Origin of the sequence: Streptomyces sp. NPDC059994 (genome assembly GCF_042737755.1) — a bacterium.
Taxonomy (GTDB): domain Bacteria; phylum Actinomycetota; class Actinomycetes; order Streptomycetales; family Streptomycetaceae; genus Streptomyces.
In genome coordinates, this window is record NZ_JBHWUR010000035.1 from 1 (window position 1) to 18,785 (window position 18,785).

Consider the following 18,785-nt stretch of genomic DNA (forward strand, 5'->3'; position numbering starts at 1 on the left):
CGGGCTCAAGGCTTCCGCCCGGGCGATCCTGATGGCGCTCGGCTCCTCCGTTCTTCCCTCTGAACCAATCACTTACCAAACGGGGTACTGCGAACCGCGTACTGCTTGCACTGCTGATACCGCGTACTGCACTTACCGGTACTGCCACTGCCGTACTGCTCACGGCGGCCCCTGATCACTGCGGGCCACCCGGTCCGGTCGTCAGTCCCGTCGCCGTCCTGCAACAACTCTGGCTTCGCAACTCCACCACCGCACCGTCCTGCAACTGCACCTGCGTGTACTACTCCCCGGCAGTTCGTCTCTGCCGGGCCCTGCTTGTCTCTCTGGCTACGAGAGAAACCATAACCACACCGCCGACGAATGTCTACTCCGGCCAACATAGATTTCCGAGCGTTCGAGAACGAGGTAATCGCCCTCGAACAGCGATGCGGGCAGGGCGCAAGGACCGGCATGTGCGCGCTCCGTCTGGCCGCCGCCGTTTGGGCGCCGCCGCCTCTGCGGGGCTCAACCGATGCGAGCCGCGCCGAGGTCGTCGCCGCCGGGCGGTTGCCAGCTGAGGACCGGAGTGAGGCCGTCGAACAGGGTCGAGCTGGGAGCTGGGCGAAGCATCAGATCGCGCAAGGTGGTGGCGGGTACTGAGTGCCATTGCGCGGCGATGCCGATCCGGTGGGAGCGACGGGCGATCACCGGTGGGAGCGACGGGCGATCAGCTGAGTGCGGGGGCGTCGGTGCCGGTCATAGGCGGACAGTGCGGACTCCACGTCGGGGTATGCGTCCAGCAGCGCGGCCAGCGTGACCGCGTCCTCCAACGCCTGGTTGGCCCCCTGGCCCAGGTTCGGCGTCATGGCGTGCGCGGCGTCGCCGAGCAGCGCGGCGCGCCCGGTGACGAAACTGGCCAGCGGCGGCAACGCATGGATGCCGTGGCGCATCACCGCGTTCTCGTCGGCGGCCGCCAGCAATTGGGGAATCGGGTCATGCCGCGGCCTGCTCTTCAACCAGCTGACCGAGGCAGCCCCGCATCGACTCACCCCCGAGGAACTGTGCCGGACCCTCCTCAATCTGATCCACACCTGCGCCGGACCGCCCCATCCCTGATCCTTGAATCCTTTTCCCTCGCAAGGCCTACGCGGGCCGTACGTGCTGACGGCGAGCGGAACCGCCGAGCCGTCTTCCGCGGCAAGCAGCCGAGTGCCGCGCTGACGTCACACCGACGAACTGACGAGCGGCTCAAGTTCACCAACGCGCTGCTGTACGCACTCGGTTCGGCATGCTCCGGGCGCGGAAGACGCGGCAGGTGCTCCGCGGGCCCCCGCCGCCTTGGACCCGCGCCCGGGCGCTGTCCGGAACCGCGCCGCGCATCTCGCTAGCGTGAGGCGAGCCGCTCCAGCAGGGCGGCGCTCCCTGCCAGCAACGCCCGCTCCTCATCCGTGAGTTCGGCCTCGATGGCCTGCGCGAGCCAACCGGCCCTGCGGCCGCGCTCCGCTTCGAGCGCGGCCCGGCCCGCGTCCGAGAGCTCGACCAGCGACTTGCGGCCGTCCGTGGGGTGCGCCCGGCGCGTGATCAGGTTCTGTTCCATGAGCAGCCCCACCGCCCGGGCCATCGACTGGGGGCGTACGCGCTGATCGGCGGCGAGGTCGCTGGTGGTCATGGCGCCGTTGCGGTCGAGTGCACCGAGCACGGCGGCCTGGCCCAGCGGGATGCGGTCCTCGTGTTTGACGCGTCGGGTGAGCTTGCCCATCGCGGTGCGCAGTTCGGCGGCGATGGCGGCGGCTTCCGAGGTGGGCATAAGGCACTTTACCCCGTTGGTCAGCAAGGCTGTACACCTGACGTGCGCAGCAATGCTGTACAGCCAAACTGAGCAGCATTGCTGTAGGGTTTGGACTTGTCGGGCTCAGCGTCAGCGTTGTCGCAGCCGGGGCCACGGCACACGACAACGGGAAGGACCTCCCATGTCCGCAAAGGCAGTCGGAACCGTCGACGCCAGCATCGAGACCGTCACCGCCCGTCGGATCATCGACAGCCGGGGCAACCCCACGGTCGAGGTCGACGTCGTCCTGGCGGACGGGTCCCTGGGGCGCGCGGCTGTCCCCTCCGGCGCCTCCACCGGCGCCCGGGAGGCCGTGGAACTGCGCGACGGGGACTCCGCCCGCTGGCACGGCAAGGGCGTCGACCGCGCGGTGGCCCACGTCAACGGGGAGATCGCGGCGTCCGTGCGCGGCCGGGACGCGGCGGACCAGGCGGGTCTCGACGCCGCGCTGGTCGCCCTCGACGGCACCGCCACGAAGTCTCGGCTCGGCGCCAACGCGATCCTCGGAGTCTCCCTCGCCACCGCCAAGGCCGCCGCGGCGGCCCACCTCCAGCCCCTCTACCGCTACCTCGGCGGCGCCGACGCCCACCTCCTGCCGCTGCCGATGATGAACATCGTCAACGGCGGCGCCCACGCCGACAATCCGCTGGATTTCCAGGAGTTCATGATCGCGCCCGTGGGTGCGGACACCTTCGCCGAAGCCGTCCGCATGGGCAGCGAGGTCTTCCACACCCTGCGCCGCGATCTGCTGGCCGCCGGGCACTCCACAGGCGTCGGCGACGAGGGTGGCTTCGCGCCCGCGCTGCGTACCGCCGAGGAGGCGCTCGACTTCGTGATGACCGCCATCGAGCGCACCGGCTACCGCCCCGGCACGGACATCGGCCTGATCATGGACCCGGCGTCGTCGGAGTTCTTCCGCGACGGGGTGTACGACTACGCGGGTGAGGGAGTGCGCCGCACCCCCTCCGAGAACGCCGATTACCTGGCCAAGCTCATCGACGCCTACCCGGTCGTCTCCATCGAGGATCCGATGGCGGAGAACGACCTGGACGGCTGGCGCGAGCTGACCGCCCGCGTCGGCGACCGCTGTCAGCTCACCGGCGACGACGTGTTCTGCACCAACGAGACGCTGCTGCGCGAGGGCATCCGCACCGGTGTCGGCAACTCGGTCCTGGTCAAGGTCAATCAGATCGGGACCCTGACCGAGGCGCTGGCCGCGGTGGCCACGGCCCACCAGGCGGGCTGGACGGCTGTCATGTCGCACCGCTCGGGCGAGACCGAGGACACCACCATCGCGGATCTGGCGGTGGCGACCGGCTGCGGTCAGATCAAGACGGGCTCGCTCTCCCGCTCCGACCGCACGGCGAAGTACAACCAACTGATCCGGATCGAAGAGGAGTTGGGCGACTCGGCGCGCTTCGCGGGCCGCTCCGCACTGCGTCGGGCGTGAACAGCAGGCAGAGGTAGAGACCACGCGGGCCCCCGATCACGGTCGGGGGCCCGCTCGCGTGCCGGGGAGACAAATCCTCCTGGGCTGTTCACCCCCGTGTGACCTGCTCCTCCTGGCTCGACCGCAGCGAGGCCCCGTTCACCGCGCCCGGCCGTGTGGCAGGCTCGGCATATGACGTTCAAAGGTGAACTGGAGACCGTGCCCGGCGGCTACTCGCGGATCGACCCGTGGGTGATATCGAAGGACACCGACGCGGAGATCGAGTTCCTTGGCCAGGTGTTCGGGGCCCGGGAGCGCGGTTCCCGCATCCTCAATGAGGACGGGACGGTCGCCCACGCCGAGGTGGAAGTCGCGGGCGCGGTGGTCATGATGTTCGACCGGCAGGCTGGTTGGCCGAGCCTGCCGTCCCATCTCAGGATCTACGTCTAGGACGCCCGGAAGACGGTCGAGCGGGCCCTCGCCTGTGGGGCACGGCTGGTGACGCGGCCGACCGAGCTGGCCTTCGGTGAAATGGCCGCGCGGATCCGCGATCCCCAGGGCCATCTGTGGTGGATCTTCCAGCGGCTGGAAGAGGTCTCCGCCGAGGACATGGGCAAGCGCTTCGCCGAGCCTTCCTACAAGGAGGCCATGGCGTACGTACAGAGGTCACTCGCGGCGGAGCTGGGAAGCGGAACTCCGTAACCGGGAATCGAGCGCGGCCCTCGCGACCGCCGGTGGGCCGTTCCCGGCGTACGAGGGGACCGCTCGTGCCGGCCGCCGGCGCTCGGGTGTTCAGCGTCCGCGCGGGATACCCAGCACCTTGATGAGCTGGTCGAGTTCCTCCAGGAACAGCTTCTGCGGGCTGGTGGTCTGGGTGCGCAGGTGGCCGTAGACCTCCAGCGACACGAGGCCGTGCAGGTGGCCCCACATGCGCAGAGCGAGGGCGACGGCTGCGGGCGGCAGGTCGGGGAAGGCCGGGCGTACCTTGTCGAGGAGCCCGGGGTCGAAGTCGGGCCAGCCGAAGGTGCTGTCCTTGTAGAGGTGCCGGGCGTGGGGCCATGCGGCTGCCGCGAGTGCGGTGAGTCCGGTGCAGACCCGGCGTGCGGCGTCGGGGGCGGGGCCTCCGACGGGAGCCTGGTAGCCGGGTACGGGGTCGCCGTAGATGAGGCGGAAACCCTGCGGGTTCACCAGGGCCCAGGTGCGGAAGGCGTTGGCCCACGCCTCGATCCCGGCGGCGGGATCGGCGGCGGGGGCGGCTTCCCAGGCGGCGTCCACGGCGTCGGCCAGGGCGGTGTACACGTCGTTGATGAGCGTGGTGACCAGGTCGTCCCGGGCCGGGAAGTAACCGTAGATGGCGTTGGCGGTCATGCCCATCTCGCGGGCGATGGCCCGCAGCGTGATGGCGTCCGGCCCGCCCGAGGCCATCAGCGCCAGGGCCACCTTCTTGATTTCGGCTGTGGTCTCGGCGCGCAGTCGCTCGCGCCGTCCCTTGCTTCCCGTAACTGTCACGACGGGAACTCTACAGCGTCACTGTACTGAGTGCCGTGGTGTTACTTCACGGCGTATAGTTTCTGTACGGCATCACCCCATGGGTGGCGTTCCACATCCGCATGCACAGGGGAGAACCATGCACATCGGAGTCATCGGAGCCACGGGCACCATCGGCAGCCGGGTCGTCGCCGAAGCCCTCGAACGCGGCCACCACGTCAGGGCGTTCAGCCGTGACGCCGCTCAGGCGCAGCGTGAGGAGCGCCGGGACAATCTCACGTGGGCGAGCGTCGATGTCCTGGACCCGCGGAGCATCGCCGGCGTCCTGCCGGGCCTCGACGTCCTGATCAGCGCGTTCCAACCGGGCAACGCCGCCAGGGACTTCGCGGAGACCGTGCGGCGTTCGATCGCCGACCCGACCGTCTACGCGACGGCGGCGCGGGCCCTGCTGAAGGGGTTGGAGAGCCACCCGCGGACCCGGCTCGTCGTGATCGGCGGTGCCGGCAGCCTGGAGATCGCGCCGGGCGTGGTCCGCGCCGACTCCGACGAGCTGCTGCACACCAGCCTCGACCGGCTCGGGCTGCCCCGCGAGTACGCCGCAGCGGTACGCGGCCACCGGGACGCCCTCGACGTCCTGCGGCTCTCGAACCGGCTGTGGACCTACTTCAGCCCTGCGGAGGAGATCGCCCCGGGCGAGCGCACCGGGCGGTTCAGGGTGGGCGGTGACCAGCCTGTTCTGGATGCCGAGGGGCGCAGCCGCATCTCGGTGGAGGACGCGGCCGTGGCCTTGATCGACGAGGCGGAGCTGCCCCGCTTCGTCCAGCGCCGCTTCACGATCGGCTACTGACATCCCGCAGCCGGTCTGCCCGGCAGGTCGCCGTCCACGAGGCATGGTGACGGGTTGTCAAGTGGCGCTGGGTGGTGTTACTTCCACGAGGCGGGCGACGGAGAAGCGCCAGGGGAGCCATAGGACGGATTCGATGTCCCAGTAGGGAGGGCAGTCAGGCAGTTTTTGACGGCGAACCTGAAGCCCTGGGTCGCAAGGATCGCGCGGAGGGTGACGTGCACCCCGGCGTGGTCCTGGGCGACCTTGTTCCAGTCGGGGAGGACGGCGCCGCCGTGCACGCGTGGGTACCGCACGACGAAGGCTGCCCGGTCAAGGCTCCGGCTGGCTCGCCGGGCAGCCTGTCGGTGACAGGTAGGGGCTTGAGCACGGCCCTGGGTCCACTGGGCAGTCTTCGGGAGACATCACGCGTTCGCACCACGTGCAGACCAGTTCAGCCCTGGCGCCGACGGCATTGAGGCACCTCGCTGCCTCTGCTGCCTGCTCGAACCAGGTCTGATGTGGGCCACAGGCGACGTGACCTTCGCGGCTCGGGTCGAGCCGTCCCGTACGCGTTGATTTCGCACATGCCAGGTCGGGGCTGCGTGCCATCTTGTATCGGTCGGCGTGATTCTGCGTCGAGGGGTGGTCTGGAAGTCGTGGGCGCGTTTGTCGAAGCGTATGACCATGCCCCTGTTGGTCTTCAGCTCGCCGGCCGGCCTGGCAGGATGAGGGCATGGTGACGAATCAACCGTGGGCGGGGCTTACCGGTGATCTGCTGGCGGCGAAGGCGCTGGTGTACGACCCGAGCGGTTTCGCCTGTTCACTTCCGGTGCCGGAACCGGAGAGCGCCGAGTACGCGGCTCATGCCTTCACGCTCGACGGCCTCTCGCTCCGGTTCCGCGTGGCCAAGACCACCCCGACGAAGGTGGGCCAGTTCGTCACCGTGTGGCAGCGGTCCGAGCAGGGGCCGATCCGGCCCTTCGACGCCGACGACGGGGTGGACCTCTTCGTCATCAGCAGCCGCGATGACGACGGCTTCGGACAGTTCGTCTTCCCGCGCGAGGTGCTGAGCGAGCGCGGCGTCGTCTCCCGTAACGGCTCCGGCGGGAAGCGGGGGTTCCGCGTCTATCCGCCCTGGGTGACCACGACCAACCGCCAGGCCGGCAGCACACAGGCATGGCAGGGGAACTACTTTCTCCACCTCGGCCAGGACGAGCCTGTCGATCTGGCCCGTGCCCGCGCCCTATACCACCCATAGGGCCTCGCTACCGGGCGAATGGGTCGCGCAGGAGTGCCAGGCAAGCCCAAGCCCTGTGCACTCCGTGGCAGTGGCCGGCAAGGGACCCAAAGCACACTCAGGCCGGTAAGTTCGCCTGCGTCGCCCCGTCGGGCCGGCCGGGTACCGCCGACGAGTGCGGCCGTGCCATCGCGGCCCGCACCTCGTCACCCCCGAAGGACGCGAGGACGCCCACGCCCCAGTCCCGGGCAGGGAAAAGTTCGTCAGCGTCCTGCCCTGCCGAAGGCGCGCCACCAGGCGGCCGGACGGCTTTCCAGGGAAGTGGCCGATGCGGGAACCAGCGTCAGCGAACCCCTGGACCTTCTGGTCAGAGGTTCGCGTCGGCGTTCACCTCTCGACGACGACGTTCTCCGCCTGGGGACCCTTGGGACCCTGGGTGACGTCGTACGTGACGCGGTCCTCCTCCTGCAACTCCTTGTACCCGCTGCTCTGGATGGCGGAGAAGTGGACGAACACGTCCGGGCCGCCGTCGTCCTGCTGGATGAAGCCGAAGCCCTTGTCCGCGTTGAACCACTTCACTTTGCCCGTTGCCATGCTGGTCTCCTCCAAAGGTTCCGGGCGCCTTGGGCGCGCATGCGGAACCACCTCTGAACAGTGCTCGTGACGGACGGTACGGGTTCTCCGCGCAGACGGGACGGGGAAACCTCCCACGGATCACCCATGGTTCACTCGCGCAGGCGAACGCGACGGGTGTTCGGGGATATGTGCGCGACATCGCCACAGGATGCCGACCGGGCTGTTCATGAAGGATTTCACTTCACTCATGGCTAGAGGCTGCGCGTCGCCCACGGGCGTCGGCGTTCAGCCTTCCACTCCCGTGGATGCGTGCGGGGCGCCGACAGGCTTGGATTCCGGGGATCCGCGCTGGCGCAGGTATACGGAGAGGATGGCCATGGCAGCCACGGCCAGGAGTTCGGACTGCCAGTTCTGCAGGGAGCGGTTCCAGAAGTCGGCGGATCCCAGGTAGGCGCCCCAGGAGATGGGGGGCTGGAGCTGGCGCAGTTGCTGCTCGTTGTAGGCCGCCGTACCGGCGATGGACTGTGCGAGCCAGGACAGGAGGAACAACAGGGCCATCACGCACCCCAGGGAGCGTGAGTACAGATTCTGCCGCCAGTCCTTCGTGCCGGCCCAGCGCGGTGAGTCGGCTTCGGCGTGGTCCCCGATGCGCTGGTCCTGGTCGCTTTCCGGTCCTGCCTTGTGGAGCATTTTGGACTCGGGTGAGCCGCGTTGAAGAAGCCAGACCGTGCCGAAGATGTAGAGGAAGAACTGCAGGAACTCCGACTGCCAGTTCTCGGTGACGTCGACGGCGAAGTCCGAGGACATCAGGTACTCACCGATGGTCAGCTGCTGCCGCCCGTCGGTTGCGAGGTCTTCGTTGAAGCCGGCATGCCCGGCGAACGCCTGGCCGGCCAGAACGACCAGGAACGCGCCCCCGAAAGCGAGGGTGAGGCTGTTGTCCCGCCAGAATCCGCCCCTGCGGCGCCCGCCGTTCACCGGTCCAGCGCTCCGATCGTGATGAAGTAGGCCAGCCCGCCCAGGATCGTCAGCAAGCAGGCGGTGAACAGGAAGCGCACATCAGCCGCCCTTCAGCGAGCACCGGTAGGGCTTGTCGCCCTGTGGTGTGCAGCCCGCGGTGACCACTTTCCAGCCGTCCTCGAACTGCGACAGGAACAGCGTGTCCTTCCGCAGAAGCAGCAGCGCCTGGCGCCCGTATACCTGCGTTCCGCGCACCTCACCGGCCGCCGCCAGGTCCTCCCCACGCAGCGCTGCAACGCACGGCTGGTGCTGGTCCTCTTCGAGCTGCTGCCGGGTCTGCGGCGCCAGCAGGCCGCATGCCCGTGGGTAGTTGGCGTGGGCGATGGCCTGCTCGAAGGCCCGTCCGGCCTGCCGGGCACCTTCCAACCGGGCCGCGGGCGCACCACACCCGCACAGCACCACCGCGACGGCTCCCGCCACCATCACCGCCATGCCACGGCGTCTCGCGCCGCGCCGGGGTCGGTACCCCTGCGGGCCTCTCACCGGCTGGCCACGCTGGACATGGCCGGCACGTTGCGCGAGGTCTTCTCCTTGTCGGATTCGAGCTGGTCACCGAGCTCGGTGAACCGGTTGCGCCCGACGGCCTTGCGGACGTCGGGGATGTGGTCGGTGGTCTGGGGAGCCGCTGCGCGGGCGGCGGCAGGGTGGGAGACCTGCTCCTCGGTCCAGGCGTGGGCGGTCAGCTCCTCGATCACCTCGACGGCGTTCGCGCGCGGCTCAGCAAGATTGTCGTCATCGGTCATCTCGAACCTCTTGAACGGGTTCTCGACTGTCGTGTGGTCCTCGCGCAGCAGCACGATCGCGTCCATGGCCGTCTCCTCCGCCGGGGCGTGCGGACATTGGTGTCCGCCGGGCAGCAACGACACCATCGCCGCACAGGCGAAGAACTCCCTGCTCCGCGCGCTGGACACGCCGCACACCGCCCACCCGGACCAGCGCCTCTCGCCTCGCAGGAGGCAAGGGGAGCATGCCGCGCACGGGCGGCCCGGGGCACTGGAACCGCAAGGTCGTCCACTGGTGGTGAGTAGCGGGTTCCGCAGGCATGAGAGGGCGTGGTGCACGCGATCTGTCCCACGAGGAGTGGAAACGCCGCGTCCCCGGAAAGGTGTACCGGCATACCTGCCAAGGGCGGCCAGGGCGGCCCCGGTGTGGCCGGGGCCGGGCGAGAGGCGCCGGAAGGATCCCGTGGGGCGGGGTACGCGTGCCGGCGGTCGACAGGTCAGTCAGGCCGCTGCCCCGTGGTCGACGGTTACCTGCTCGCGGACGCGCGTGCAGGTGCGGTTGATGAGACGCGAGACGTGCATCTGGGAGATGCCGAGTTCCTCGGCTATGCGTCGTTGGGGCATGTCCTGGAAGAACCGCATGTAGAGGATGCGGCTCTCCCGTTCGGGCAGGGCGCGCAGGACCGGCTTGACGGCCTCACGGGCATCGACCGTGTCGAACGCGCCGTCCTCGCTTCCGAGAACGTCGGCGAGGGTGGGCCCGTCCTCCGCGGTCGGGCGGGCCTGCAGCTCGGCGTCCAGCGACAGGGCGGAGTAGGCGTCCAGTGCCTTCAGTCCGTCGGCGACCTCGTCCTCGCTCAGCCCACACTGCGCGGCCAGGTCGGCGAGGGAGGGTTCGCCCGGCCGGCGGGCCTGAAGTTCACGGCGTGCGACCCGGACCCGGTTGCGCAGCTCCTGGACGCGGCGGGGGACGTGCACGGTCCACGCGTGGTCGCGGAAGTGCCGCTTGATCTCTCCGTTGATCGTCGGTACCGCGAACGCCTCGAACGCCCCGCGGGCCGTCTCGTACCGGTCGACTGCCTTGACCAGGCCCAGGGCCGCGACTTGGCGCAGATCGTCGGAGTCCTCACCGCGGTTGCGGTACTTCCCCGCCAGCCGTCGCGCCATCGGCAGCCACACTCGGACCAGGTCCGCGCGCAGTTGTTCGCGCTCGGGGCCTTCGGGCAAGGTGTGCAGCCGCTCGAACGCGGCCGTGGTCTGGGGTGCGTCGTCGTGCACCCTTGTCGTCCTTGCCGTCCTTGTCGTCCTTGTCGTCTTGGTACGTGCAGTGGGCATGAGCCTGCTCCTTTGGCCGCGCGGGCGAGGTCCACCACGAAAGCCGCATCGTGCGATCCGGGCAGGACACACCTACGGATACGGCCCCCGCAGACGTGCCTCCGGTCCGAAGCACTGACGCTCGCTTGCCCCCGGCCTTGTCCAGCAAACAGGCCGACGGGGCATCTTCGGGCTTCACCCCATGGCCGTACTCGCCGCCGTACTCACCAACGCCGTTGGAGTATGTGCCACGCCACCGAACTCGCGTACACCACCCGGTCGTTCCGAGGGCGTCCAAGGGTGATGGCAGCGTGTTGGGTGGAGTTCACCTTGATGTCTCATCACGTTCGGAAGAGGCGGCCAGCTTGGCCACTGTCACATGACTTTGTTGGCCAGGAGGCCCGATGGCATCGCAGGCGCACAAGCAGCGCACCGTACGACGTTCCCTGGCCGTAGGCGTGCCCGTCGCCCTGCTCGCGGCGATCGGCGTGGGCGGGACCGCCGCGGGTATGCCGGTCCCTGAAGGCGGCGGGGCGCGGGGTGCGTATGCCGCGGGCACAGCCACCCTCGCGGACAGTCCGCTCGGTGCGTTCAGCAATGCCCTTCTGCCCGGTTCGGTCGCGGACGACCGGGGCATCGACCTCGGCGGGATCGGCAGCGACATCTGTCCCGCCGGCCGCAAAGGCGAGTTCTGGACGGTGACCGACCGCGGTCCCAATGGCCAGATCAAGGTGGCCGGCAGCAAGCGCCGCACGTTCCCGGTCCCCGGCTTCGATCCGGCGATCGTCAAGGTCCGTGTGTCGGGCGGCCACGTGCAGGTCCTCAAGGCGATCGCGATCACCACACGGTCCGGCAGACCCGTCACCGGTCTTCCCAACCAGGCCTCGCGTGACGAGGCCCCGTACACGTACGACGCCAAGACCCCGCTCTCGTACGACCCGAACGGTCTGGATACCGAGGGCATCGCGCAGGCGGCGGACGGCAGCTTCTGGCTCGCCGACGAGTACGGGCCGTCCCTCGTGCACGTCTCCGCCCGGGGAAAGGTGCTCACGCGGTACGTCCCCAAGGGGCTGGACCTCAAGGGGGCCGACTATCCCGTCGTGGAGTCGCTGCCCGCCATTCTGCTCAAGCGCAAGACCAACCGCGGCTTCGAGGGCCTGGCCCAACTCCCGGGCGGCGACCTGGTCCTGGCGGTGCAGAGCCCGCTGTCCGTGCCGGACACGGCCGCGGGTGAGAAGTCCCGCAACGCGCGGCTGCTGCGGTTCTCGCCGAAGAAACGCACCGTGACGGCCGAGTACGCCTACCGCTTCGACGCGGTGGACGTCGTCGAACCGGGCGAGGACGACACCTCCGAGCTCAAGATCTCCGCGCTGGTGGCGGTCGGCAGGGACCGGCTCCTGGTGCAGGAGCGCACCGACAAGGCATCCCGGCTTCACCGGGTCACACTGCCGCGCGGTCCGGGCATGCTGGGCAGCGCCTGGGACGAGACGGCCACCTCCCCCTCGTACGAGCAGTTGGAGGACCCCGCGGCGGCCGGTGCGCCGGTGCTGCGCAAAGCCCTCGTGGTCGACTTCAACAAAGTCGCGGGCGTGCCCGGCAAGGTCGAGGGCATCGCGCTGACGGGCCGGGACACCCTCGCGCTCATCAACGACAACGACTTCGGCATGACGGACGGCCCTGGAGCCTTCGACACGCACGGCCGTCTGGTGGACAGCGGCATCGATACGACGGTGACGTATGTGCACCTGCCCAGGCCAGTGCGCGGCTGACCTCGGTCAGGGAGCCGCCCCGGCTCCGCCGCCGCGCAGCCACATGGCCGCCACCTGACGAGGGTGGAGTCCAGCTCGGAGCGCCGGAGCCGGCGGAACTCTCCCGGTGGATAGGCAGCGTGACAGGCCGTCAGCACGCTCCCCTGCGCTTCGGCACGTCGCAGAAAAGCAAGCGTACGCCCGATGAAACGCCGCTTGCGCCGCGGTCAGATGCCGCGTTCGATCATGTCGATGACGTGCTGGCCCGCGTCGTGGGCCTGGGTGGAGTGGAGGCCGCGGAGGGGGCCGTCGATCAGGAGCACGGCCAGACCATGGACGGCCGACCAGGCGAGGAACTCGGCGCCGGGGCGTCGGTCTTCGGGCAACAGGCCCGTCTCCACGAGGCCGTCGAGGGCTGCGCCGAGCAGTTCGAAGGGGGTTTTGCCGTTGCTTCCGGCGGCGTCGTCGTCCGCGGCGTGGGTCATGTCGCCGGGGACGTGGAAGGCGGCCCGGAAGAGGCCGGGCTCCTCCTGGGCGAAGCGCAGATAGCCGGTGCCGACCGCGCGGAAGCGGGCGCGGGCGGCGGCCTTCTCGTCTGCGGTCGGCGCCACTGCGGCCTGTTCGGCCTCCATGGTGCGGGCGACCTGGGCCATGGCGGCCTGGGACACGGCATGCAGGAGGGCGCCGCGGTCGGCGAAGTGGCGGTAGGCGGCATTGGGCGCGACGCCCGCGTGGCGGGTGGTCGCGCGCAGCACCACGGCCTCGGGGCCGCCCTGGCGGGCCAGTTCGACACCTGCCTGGGTCAGGGCGTTGCGGAGGTCGCCGTGGCGGTAGGTGCTCCGCTTCGGCGTGCCGGTCTCCGGGACCATCACCAACTCCAATGTGGACAGTATCCACTTAGCTCAACTAGGCTGACGCAAGATCACTCGGGGGGCGCGGATCTTCGCAATCCTCGAATGTGAACATCGTACACATGGGCATCTGCATGCCCGCTGTCAAGGGGGAGTCACCGCATGCGCAAGGTCATCGCGTCCGTCTACATCACGCTCGACGGCGTCATCGAGAACCCGTCCTGGTCGGCCCCGTTCTTCAACGACGAAGCGGCCAGGTTCGCCCGGGCCCAGCTGTTCGCCGCCGACGCCCTCCTGCTGGGCCGCGTCACCTACCAGGGATTCGCCGCTGCCTGGCCGACGATGACCGACGAGGACGGCTTCGCCGACCGTATGAACGGCATGCGCAAGTACGTGGCCACCACCACACTCGACACCGCCGAGTGGAACGCCACTCTCCTGACCGGCGACGTCCCGGCCGCGGTCACCGAGCTGAAGCAGCAGGACGGCGGGGACCTGCTCGTCTACGGCAGCGGCGGCCTCGTCAACACCCTGCTCGAAGCCGACCTCGTCGACGAGCTCCGGCTGTGGACCCACCCCGTCATCGAGGGCACCGGGAAGCGTCTGTTCACCGCGGCTTCCCCGAAGAAGACCCTCCAGCTGATCAGCACCACCACCTTCAGCACCGGCGCCCAGGTCCTCGCCTACGCGCCCGTCGCCCCGGCCGGCCAGTAGCCGCCCGCACGGCCGAATCACCAGCACAGCGCCTCGGCCCGGAAACGAACGCCGACGACGAACGACAGGACACCGACATGACCGGCACCGCCAACGGCCCTGCCAGCTACTTCCCTTCCATCGAGGCGAAGTACGGCCACCCCATCGCGCATTGGAAGGACCTCATCTCCTCCTCACCCCTGACCAAGCACATGGAACTCGTCGCCTGGCTCAAGACGGACCACGGCCTGGGACACGGCCACGCCAACGCCCTTGTGGCACACACCCTTGCCGAGAACACCGGAAAGTGAACCGGCCCACCCCTCGCCCACCCCTCGCCCAGCCCGGACCCTGTCGCCCCCCGCGCCCGCTCGGTCCGACTGATCCCGGAAAGGCAACGTATGACGTGGTCCGAACGTATAGTGGTGCGCGACGACGTACGGCTCTCCTGCCGCGACTGGGGTGGACCGGGGCCGTCCGTACTCCTGCTGCACGGCTTGGCGGGCCACGCGGGTGAATGGGATGCGGTCGCCCAGCAGTTGAGCCGGCGGTACCGGGTTGTCGCCGTCGACCAACGCGGCCACGGCTCCAGTGAACGCCTGCCGAGCGACCTCTCCCGCGCCGCCTACGTCGCCGACGTCGTCGCCGTACTGGACCAGCTCGACCTGCACCACCCCGTCCTGGTCGGCCAGTCGATGGGCGGCAACACGGCGATGCTCACCGCGGCAGCCCACCCCGAGCGCGTCCGCGCCCTCGTACTCGTCGAGGCCGCACCCGGCGGCCCCCATCCGACCGTCGGCGCGGAGATCGGCGGATGGCTCGACAGCTGGCCCACGCCGTTCCCCTCCCGGGAAGCCGCCGTCCGCTTCCTCGGCGGCGGCCCGGTCGGCGAAGGGTGGGCGGCGGGGCTGGAAGAACGCGGCGGCGGCTGGTGGCCCCGCTTCGACCGCGATGTGATGGTCAACTCGCTGTCCGAGAACGCCCACCGCTCCTTCTGGGACGAGTGGGCAGCGGTTATGTGTCCGACCCTCGCTGTCCTGGGCCAGTCCGGCATCATCCCCTCCCAGGACGCCCACGACATGCTCCGCCAGCGCCCGGACACGCTGGCCGCGAGCATCCCCGGGACCGGCCACGACCTGCATCTGGAACAGCCCGAGGTCCTGCATCACCTGCTGTCGGAGTTCCTTGACGGATGCGCTGAACCAGTTGCAAGCGGCTGCCGACATCCGGACTGCTGAAATCTCGGTACACGCTCGGGACACGCCCTGCACCCGGACCACAGGCGCCGACGGGCGGGACCCGGCGCGGGCTCCGTCGGTGAGGCCTGACGCGCGGAGTGCTGAGGAATCAGAACGAGTACGTGGCCCGAGCCCTGCGCGTGGGAGCGAGCGGCTTCCTCGGCAAGGGCGTCGGCCCCGGCACGCTCCTCGACGGCATCCGCACCGTGGCCTCCGGTGAGGCGCTCCTCTCCCCCGCGGCCACGCGCACGCTTGTCACCCGTTTCCTGGCTGCCCCCGAACCTCACACCAGTCGCGCGTTGCCCGAGCATCTGGCGGTCCTGACCGCCCGCGAGCGAGAGGTGACGGCCCTCGCCGCGCAGGCAAGTCCAACGACGAGATCGCCCAGGAGCCGTACGTGAGTCCGCTCACCGTACGCACCCAAGTCCAGCGCGCCATGAACAAACCGCACGCCGCGACCGGAGCAACTCGTCGTCATCGCCCATCAGTCGGGCCTCGTACAACCACCCGCGCGGTCACCGGCGCAGCGACCGCTCGCAGTCGACCGACGTCCAAGCGGTGGGCCAGGAGGTCGTGCACGGCTCGGCGGCCGGGCCCCGGCGCATTGCTCCGCAGGGCGCTAGACGATCAGGACGATCTTTCCTCGGGTGCGGCCCGCCTGGCTCAGGCGCCACGCTTCGGCGGTCTCGGCCAGCGGTAGCGCGTGTTCCACGGGCACCGTCAGCCTGCCCGCGTCCGCGAGCGCGGCGAGCTCCGTCAGATCACCGGCATCGGGGCGTACCCAAACATAGTGGCCGCCCCTGGCCGCAGCCTCACCGTCGGTGATGGACGCGACCCGGTCGCGCTTGCGGAGCAGCTGCTGCGAGACGTCGACCGCGCCCTCGCCGACGAAGTCGAGGGCCGCGTCGACGCCGTCGGGTGCCAGGGCTCGTACGCGATCGGCGAGCCCCTCTCCGTAGGTGACCGGCTCCGCGCCGAGCTCGCGGAGGAAGTCGTGGTTGCGTTCACTGGCGGTGCCGATCACCCGGGCGCCGAGCGCGACGGCGATCTGCACGCCGAGCGAGCCGACGCCGCCGGCCGCGGCGTGGATCAGCACGGTCTCGCCCTTGGCCAGACCGACCCGCTTGATCGTCTGATAGGCGGTGAGCCCCGCGAGCGGCGCTCCGGCGGCCTGCTCCCAGGTCAGCGCGGCGGGCTTCCTGGCCAGGGTACGGACGGGCGCGGCGACGAGTTCGGCGTACGTGCCGTTCTGCGCCCAGTCCTTGCGCACGTACCCGAAGACCTCGTCCCCCACCGCGAACTCAGTGGCGTCCAGGCCCACGCGTTCCACCACACCGGCCACGTCCCAGCCGGAGATCAGCGGGAACCGGACTTCCATGATCGGGTCCAGGTAGCCGGCGGCGAGTTTCCAGTCGACCGGATTGACCCCGGCCGCCTTCACCCGGACGAGGACCTCACCGGGCGCGACCTTGGGATCGGGCAGCTCGACCAGCCGCAGGTCGTCGGCGGCTCCGTACGATTCAAGCGCGATTGCCTTCATGGCCCAGGACCGCTTCCCGGCCGGTCGCTGCGTTCCGGCCCAGTCGATGGGGGGACTCTCCCCCTCCTGTGTCCAGCATTCACACGGCTGCGCCAGATGGGCAACTCCAGCCTGGCCCCTGTTCGACAGCTGTGTCTCAGGGGCCAGGCGGCCTCTCGTCAGGACTTGGGCGCCGACGGTGCCGCTGGCGCGAGGGCGTAACCGCTGACCAGCTTGGCGACACCGAGTGCGCAGTCCAAAGCGATGGCCGTGGGCGGCGAGGTGCCGCCGAGCACGATGATCAGGACGACGCCGATCACAAGCACGGCAAGAAAGGTCAAGTAATGGCGGCGGAGTGACGCCGCGAAGTCGATCGGCATGTCTTTCTCACCTTCCTGGGCGCTGCTGGACTGAGGTGTCCTCCATTCGACTGGTCGCCGTGCCGGCCCGTCCAGGGAATCCAACGGGCCTCGATGTGTCTGGAAGGGGCCAGAAGTTCCGCCTGCTTCGGCGGAATTCAGTGAAATTCCACGCCCATCGGCGTACGAGATGCGAGCATCTCGGCCATCCGGCTTATGTCAGGCGCTTGGGGGAAACATGGAGGGCTACCCACGCGGTGCGCTGCCGCCCGTGCAGCGGTTCGCCGCGGAGCTGCGACGACTGCGCATCGCCGCAGGAGACCCTCAGCTCAAGACGATCGCCGCGCGGGCGCAGTGCAGTCAGGCGACGGTCTCCGAAACGCTCAATGGCCACCGCCTGCCCAGTGAGACGGTCACCCGGCGGCTGGTCACCGCTCTGGGCGGCGACTGGGCGCGGTGGAAGGAACTCTGGCGGGACGTCCGGACCGAGCTGGACGAGCTGAAGCACCCGACGCCGCGGACCCCGCAGACGCTACAGGCCGACATGGTCTGCTACCCGGACCCTCCTGCCCTCTACCGGGCCGCGGCCGACCCGTGTCCGCGCGGCCCGACACGAGATCCGCCTCACCTACGTACGGCTCCATCCTCCCGGCCAGTGGGTCGACCCGGAGGTGGCCGCCTACTACGAGACGGTGTTGCAGTGGGCCAGGGAGGCCGGCGAGTCCGCCAGCGTCCGGCGCATCATCGGCGTGCCGGAGCATGACGGCGTGCCGCCGCCGGCCTATCTGGCCTGGCTGCGAGAACACCAGGCAGAAGTCAGGGACGTGTATACCTACGAGGCACGGGTGATGTCCTGGAACAGCTCCTGTGCCTGGCACAACACCGCCCTCATAGACGACTCCGTCACCTTTCTCTCCTTTTCCGGAGCCGGCCGCCAACAACTCACCGGGTTCAGCATCGAAGGACCCGTCTGCCTGGCGTACTTCGCATCCACTTTCGACCGGGCCTGGGGCGCGTTGCAGACTCTCGACGAATATGTGGCCAGGCAGAGCCGGTGACGGCACACCAGCGACCCCGACAGACGACTTCGCAGCGCCCTCACCCCGCCGTCAGCGCGAACGCAAGCAGCGCGGTGGAGGTGAGGCCGGCTCCACCGTCTGGCACGCGCCGACGTGGTCGACATGGCGGGAACCCTTGCCGTCGAAGCGCTTCCAGGTGTCCGTTCCATACGAGCAGGGGCGCATCGTGTCGAAGAAATTGAGCTCGGACAGCTTGGCCGCCGCGTTCGCGCCGTTGACCACCGCGCCGCGCAGGGGGGTGCCGGTCAGGTTGGCCGCCTGGTGCTCGGGGCCGTGCGGAGAGGCCTCGCCCGCGCCGACCATGAAACCGGTGCCCCAGGAGTTGGAACCCAGCGCCCAGCCGCGCTGACGCTCGGCGAAGGCGTCGTACGTTGTAGCGGTGGCCGCCGGTCGCCTTCGCGTACAGCCGGGCGGTGGCGACCAGACCGAAGGTGTGCGGCACCGCGTCGAAATCCGTGTAGACGGCGCCCGCCCGGAACGGGTACTTGGCTGCCTGCCGCTCACCGTCCGACAGCTGCCGCCGCAGATCCGCCACGGCCGCGCCGGACGGCGCGAGGCGCAGCAGCTCGGCGTGGGCGACGGCGCTGACCTCGGCGACGCCGAGTGTGCCGCGCGCGTCCGAAGCGATGTGTTTCCGCGCCCACTCCCCCGCCTCACGCTGTCGGCTCCCGGCCCGGCCGGGGAGCTCGCGCCCGTACGCAGGTCCGCGCTTGACGCGGATCGTCTCAGTGGCCTCGGGTGCGCCGGGCCAGCTCAGTCAGCACCTCGGCGACGATCCGTTCGACGGGCAGGCTCGCATCGACGGTCATCCCGGTCTCGTCGTCTTCCAGGGGTTCCAGATCCTCGTACTGGGAGGCTCCCTTCATATGCGTTGCGGCC

General features: G+C 69.6%; 24 protein-coding genes and 1 pseudogene. 12 read left to right on the forward strand and 13 right to left on the reverse strand.

All coding sequences use genetic code 11. The features are described from left to right. Positions 1–683: 683 nt before the first annotated feature. Complete coding sequence (locus ACFWA7_RS19090) at positions 684–995, reverse strand: FAD-dependent monooxygenase (RefSeq protein WP_385823997.1); 312 nt, start codon at positions 993–995, stop codon at positions 684–686. Between the two features lie 368 nt (positions 996–1,363). Next, positions 1,364–1,786 (reverse strand): MarR family winged helix-turn-helix transcriptional regulator, encoded by a 423-nt coding sequence (locus ACFWA7_RS19095; RefSeq protein ID WP_385534537.1) that lies wholly within the window; start codon positions 1,784–1,786, stop codon positions 1,364–1,366. A 163-nt stretch (positions 1,787–1,949) separates the two neighbouring features. Here ACFWA7_RS19095 and eno point away from each other — a divergent pair, with 163 nt between their 5' ends. From eno to ACFWA7_RS19110, 3 genes are all read left to right on the forward strand, one after another. Next, positions 1,950–3,257 (forward strand): phosphopyruvate hydratase, encoded by a 1,308-nt coding sequence (eno, locus tag ACFWA7_RS19100; protein WP_385534539.1) that lies wholly within the window; start codon positions 1,950–1,952, stop codon positions 3,255–3,257. A gap of 171 nt (positions 3,258–3,428) precedes the next feature. Further along, entirely contained in the window at positions 3,429–3,686 is a 258-nt protein-coding gene (locus ACFWA7_RS19105; protein WP_385823999.1) for a hypothetical protein, read from the forward strand. Positions 3,687–3,734: 48 nt separating this feature from the next. After that, a complete protein-coding gene (locus tag ACFWA7_RS19110) occupies positions 3,735–3,938 on the forward strand; it encodes a hypothetical protein (RefSeq protein ID WP_385824001.1) in 204 nt (67 codons plus the stop codon). Between the two features lie 90 nt (positions 3,939–4,028). Here the strand turns inward: ACFWA7_RS19110 and ACFWA7_RS19115 are convergent, their stop codons facing one another. Beyond that, positions 4,029–4,745, reverse strand: coding sequence for a TetR/AcrR family transcriptional regulator (locus ACFWA7_RS19115; RefSeq protein WP_385824003.1), 717 nt, complete (start codon positions 4,743–4,745; stop codon positions 4,029–4,031). A gap of 118 nt (positions 4,746–4,863) precedes the next feature. On the opposite strand from ACFWA7_RS19115, the gene ACFWA7_RS19120 reads away from it, so the two are divergent. Both ACFWA7_RS19120 and ACFWA7_RS19125 read left to right on the forward strand, forming a co-directional pair. Beyond that, positions 4,864–5,571, forward strand: coding sequence for an NAD(P)-dependent oxidoreductase (locus ACFWA7_RS19120; RefSeq protein ID WP_385824005.1), 708 nt, complete (start codon positions 4,864–4,866; stop codon positions 5,569–5,571). A gap of 712 nt (positions 5,572–6,283) precedes the next feature. Continuing rightward, positions 6,284–6,808 carry a MepB family protein gene (locus ACFWA7_RS19125; protein ID WP_385534547.1) on the forward strand — a complete coding sequence of 175 codons (525 nt, stop codon included), beginning with the start codon at positions 6,284–6,286 and terminating at the stop codon, positions 6,806–6,808. 366 nt (positions 6,809–7,174) lie between these two features. Here ACFWA7_RS19125 and ACFWA7_RS19130 read toward each other — a convergent pair whose 3' ends face one another. The 5 genes from ACFWA7_RS19130 to ACFWA7_RS19150 all read right to left on the reverse strand — a co-directional run bounded on the left by ACFWA7_RS19130 (position 7,175) and on the right by ACFWA7_RS19150 (position 10,440). After that, positions 7,175–7,381, reverse strand: a complete 207-nt coding sequence (locus tag ACFWA7_RS19130) for a cold-shock protein (RefSeq protein ID WP_385534549.1) — start codon at positions 7,379–7,381, stop codon at positions 7,175–7,177. A gap of 267 nt (positions 7,382–7,648) precedes the next feature. Continuing rightward, complete coding sequence (locus ACFWA7_RS19135) at positions 7,649–8,341, reverse strand: DUF6766 family protein (RefSeq protein WP_385824007.1); 693 nt, start codon at positions 8,339–8,341, stop codon at positions 7,649–7,651. 81 nt (positions 8,342–8,422) lie between these two features. After that, complete coding sequence (locus ACFWA7_RS19140) at positions 8,423–8,815, reverse strand: hypothetical protein (protein ID WP_385824009.1); 393 nt, start codon at positions 8,813–8,815, stop codon at positions 8,423–8,425. 47 nt (positions 8,816–8,862) lie between these two features. Further along, complete coding sequence (locus ACFWA7_RS19145) at positions 8,863–9,294, reverse strand: hypothetical protein (protein WP_385824011.1); 432 nt, start codon at positions 9,292–9,294, stop codon at positions 8,863–8,865. Positions 9,295–9,606: 312 nt separating this feature from the next. Beyond that, positions 9,607–10,440, reverse strand: coding sequence for a SigB/SigF/SigG family RNA polymerase sigma factor (locus ACFWA7_RS19150; RefSeq protein WP_385824013.1), 834 nt, complete (start codon positions 10,438–10,440; stop codon positions 9,607–9,609). Between the two features lie 383 nt (positions 10,441–10,823). On the opposite strand from ACFWA7_RS19150, the gene ACFWA7_RS19155 reads away from it, so the two are divergent. After that, the gene (locus ACFWA7_RS19155; protein WP_385824015.1) at positions 10,824–12,188 is read left to right on the forward strand and encodes an esterase-like activity of phytase family protein; all 1,365 of its coding nucleotides are present in this window, start codon (positions 10,824–10,826) and stop codon (positions 12,186–12,188) included. Positions 12,189–12,394: 206 nt separating this feature from the next. Here the strand turns inward: ACFWA7_RS19155 and ACFWA7_RS19160 are convergent, their stop codons facing one another. Next, complete coding sequence (locus ACFWA7_RS19160; protein ID WP_385824017.1) at positions 12,395–13,036, reverse strand: TetR/AcrR family transcriptional regulator; 642 nt, start codon at positions 13,034–13,036, stop codon at positions 12,395–12,397. 144 nt (positions 13,037–13,180) lie between these two features. On the opposite strand from ACFWA7_RS19160, the gene ACFWA7_RS19165 reads away from it, so the two are divergent. The 4 genes and pseudogenes from ACFWA7_RS19165 to ACFWA7_RS19180 all read left to right on the forward strand — a co-directional run. Beyond that, positions 13,181–13,732 carry a dihydrofolate reductase family protein gene (locus tag ACFWA7_RS19165; RefSeq protein ID WP_385824019.1) on the forward strand — a complete coding sequence of 184 codons (552 nt, stop codon included), beginning with the start codon at positions 13,181–13,183 and terminating at the stop codon, positions 13,730–13,732. Positions 13,733–13,809: 77 nt separating this feature from the next. Then, complete coding sequence (locus ACFWA7_RS19170; protein ID WP_385534562.1) at positions 13,810–14,022, forward strand: DUF4287 domain-containing protein; 213 nt, start codon at positions 13,810–13,812, stop codon at positions 14,020–14,022. 90 nt (positions 14,023–14,112) lie between these two features. Then, positions 14,113–14,949 carry an alpha/beta fold hydrolase gene (locus ACFWA7_RS19175; protein WP_385824021.1) on the forward strand — a complete coding sequence of 279 codons (837 nt, stop codon included), beginning with the start codon at positions 14,113–14,115 and terminating at the stop codon, positions 14,947–14,949. A 113-nt stretch (positions 14,950–15,062) separates the two neighbouring features. Beyond that, a pseudogene (locus tag ACFWA7_RS19180) lies at positions 15,063–15,458 on the forward strand (DNA-binding response regulator); the annotation flags it as partial. Between the two features lie 110 nt (positions 15,459–15,568). Here the strand turns inward: ACFWA7_RS19180 and ACFWA7_RS19185 are convergent. Both ACFWA7_RS19185 and ACFWA7_RS19190 read right to left on the reverse strand, forming a co-directional pair. Then, positions 15,569–16,489 (reverse strand): NADP-dependent oxidoreductase, encoded by a 921-nt coding sequence (locus tag ACFWA7_RS19185; RefSeq protein ID WP_385824023.1) that lies wholly within the window; start codon positions 16,487–16,489, stop codon positions 15,569–15,571. 158 nt (positions 16,490–16,647) lie between these two features. Then, on the reverse strand, positions 16,648–16,848 hold the full coding sequence (locus tag ACFWA7_RS19190) for a hypothetical protein (protein WP_385824025.1): 201 nt from the start codon (positions 16,846–16,848) through the stop codon (positions 16,648–16,650). Between the two features lie 217 nt (positions 16,849–17,065). Between ACFWA7_RS19190 and ACFWA7_RS19195 the strand changes: the two genes are divergently transcribed. Beyond that, positions 17,066–17,590 carry a helix-turn-helix domain-containing protein gene (locus ACFWA7_RS19195; protein ID WP_385824027.1) on the forward strand — a complete coding sequence of 175 codons (525 nt, stop codon included), beginning with the start codon at positions 17,066–17,068 and terminating at the stop codon, positions 17,588–17,590. Beyond that, positions 17,499–17,885, forward strand: a complete 387-nt coding sequence (locus ACFWA7_RS19200; RefSeq protein ID WP_385824088.1) for a hypothetical protein — start codon at positions 17,499–17,501, stop codon at positions 17,883–17,885. The genes ACFWA7_RS19195 and ACFWA7_RS19200 overlap by 92 nt, the downstream gene beginning before the upstream one ends. A gap of 51 nt (positions 17,886–17,936) precedes the next feature. Here ACFWA7_RS19200 and ACFWA7_RS19205 read toward each other — a convergent pair whose 3' ends face one another. Continuing rightward, positions 17,937–18,563, reverse strand: a complete 627-nt coding sequence (locus ACFWA7_RS19205) for a glycoside hydrolase family 9 protein (protein ID WP_385824029.1) — start codon at positions 18,561–18,563, stop codon at positions 17,937–17,939. Between the two features lie 68 nt (positions 18,564–18,631). Further along, positions 18,632–18,772: a hypothetical protein gene (locus ACFWA7_RS19210; protein ID WP_385534572.1), complete on the reverse strand. Its 141-nt coding sequence runs from the start codon at positions 18,770–18,772 to the stop codon at positions 18,632–18,634. Positions 18,773–18,785: the final 13 nt, after the last annotated feature.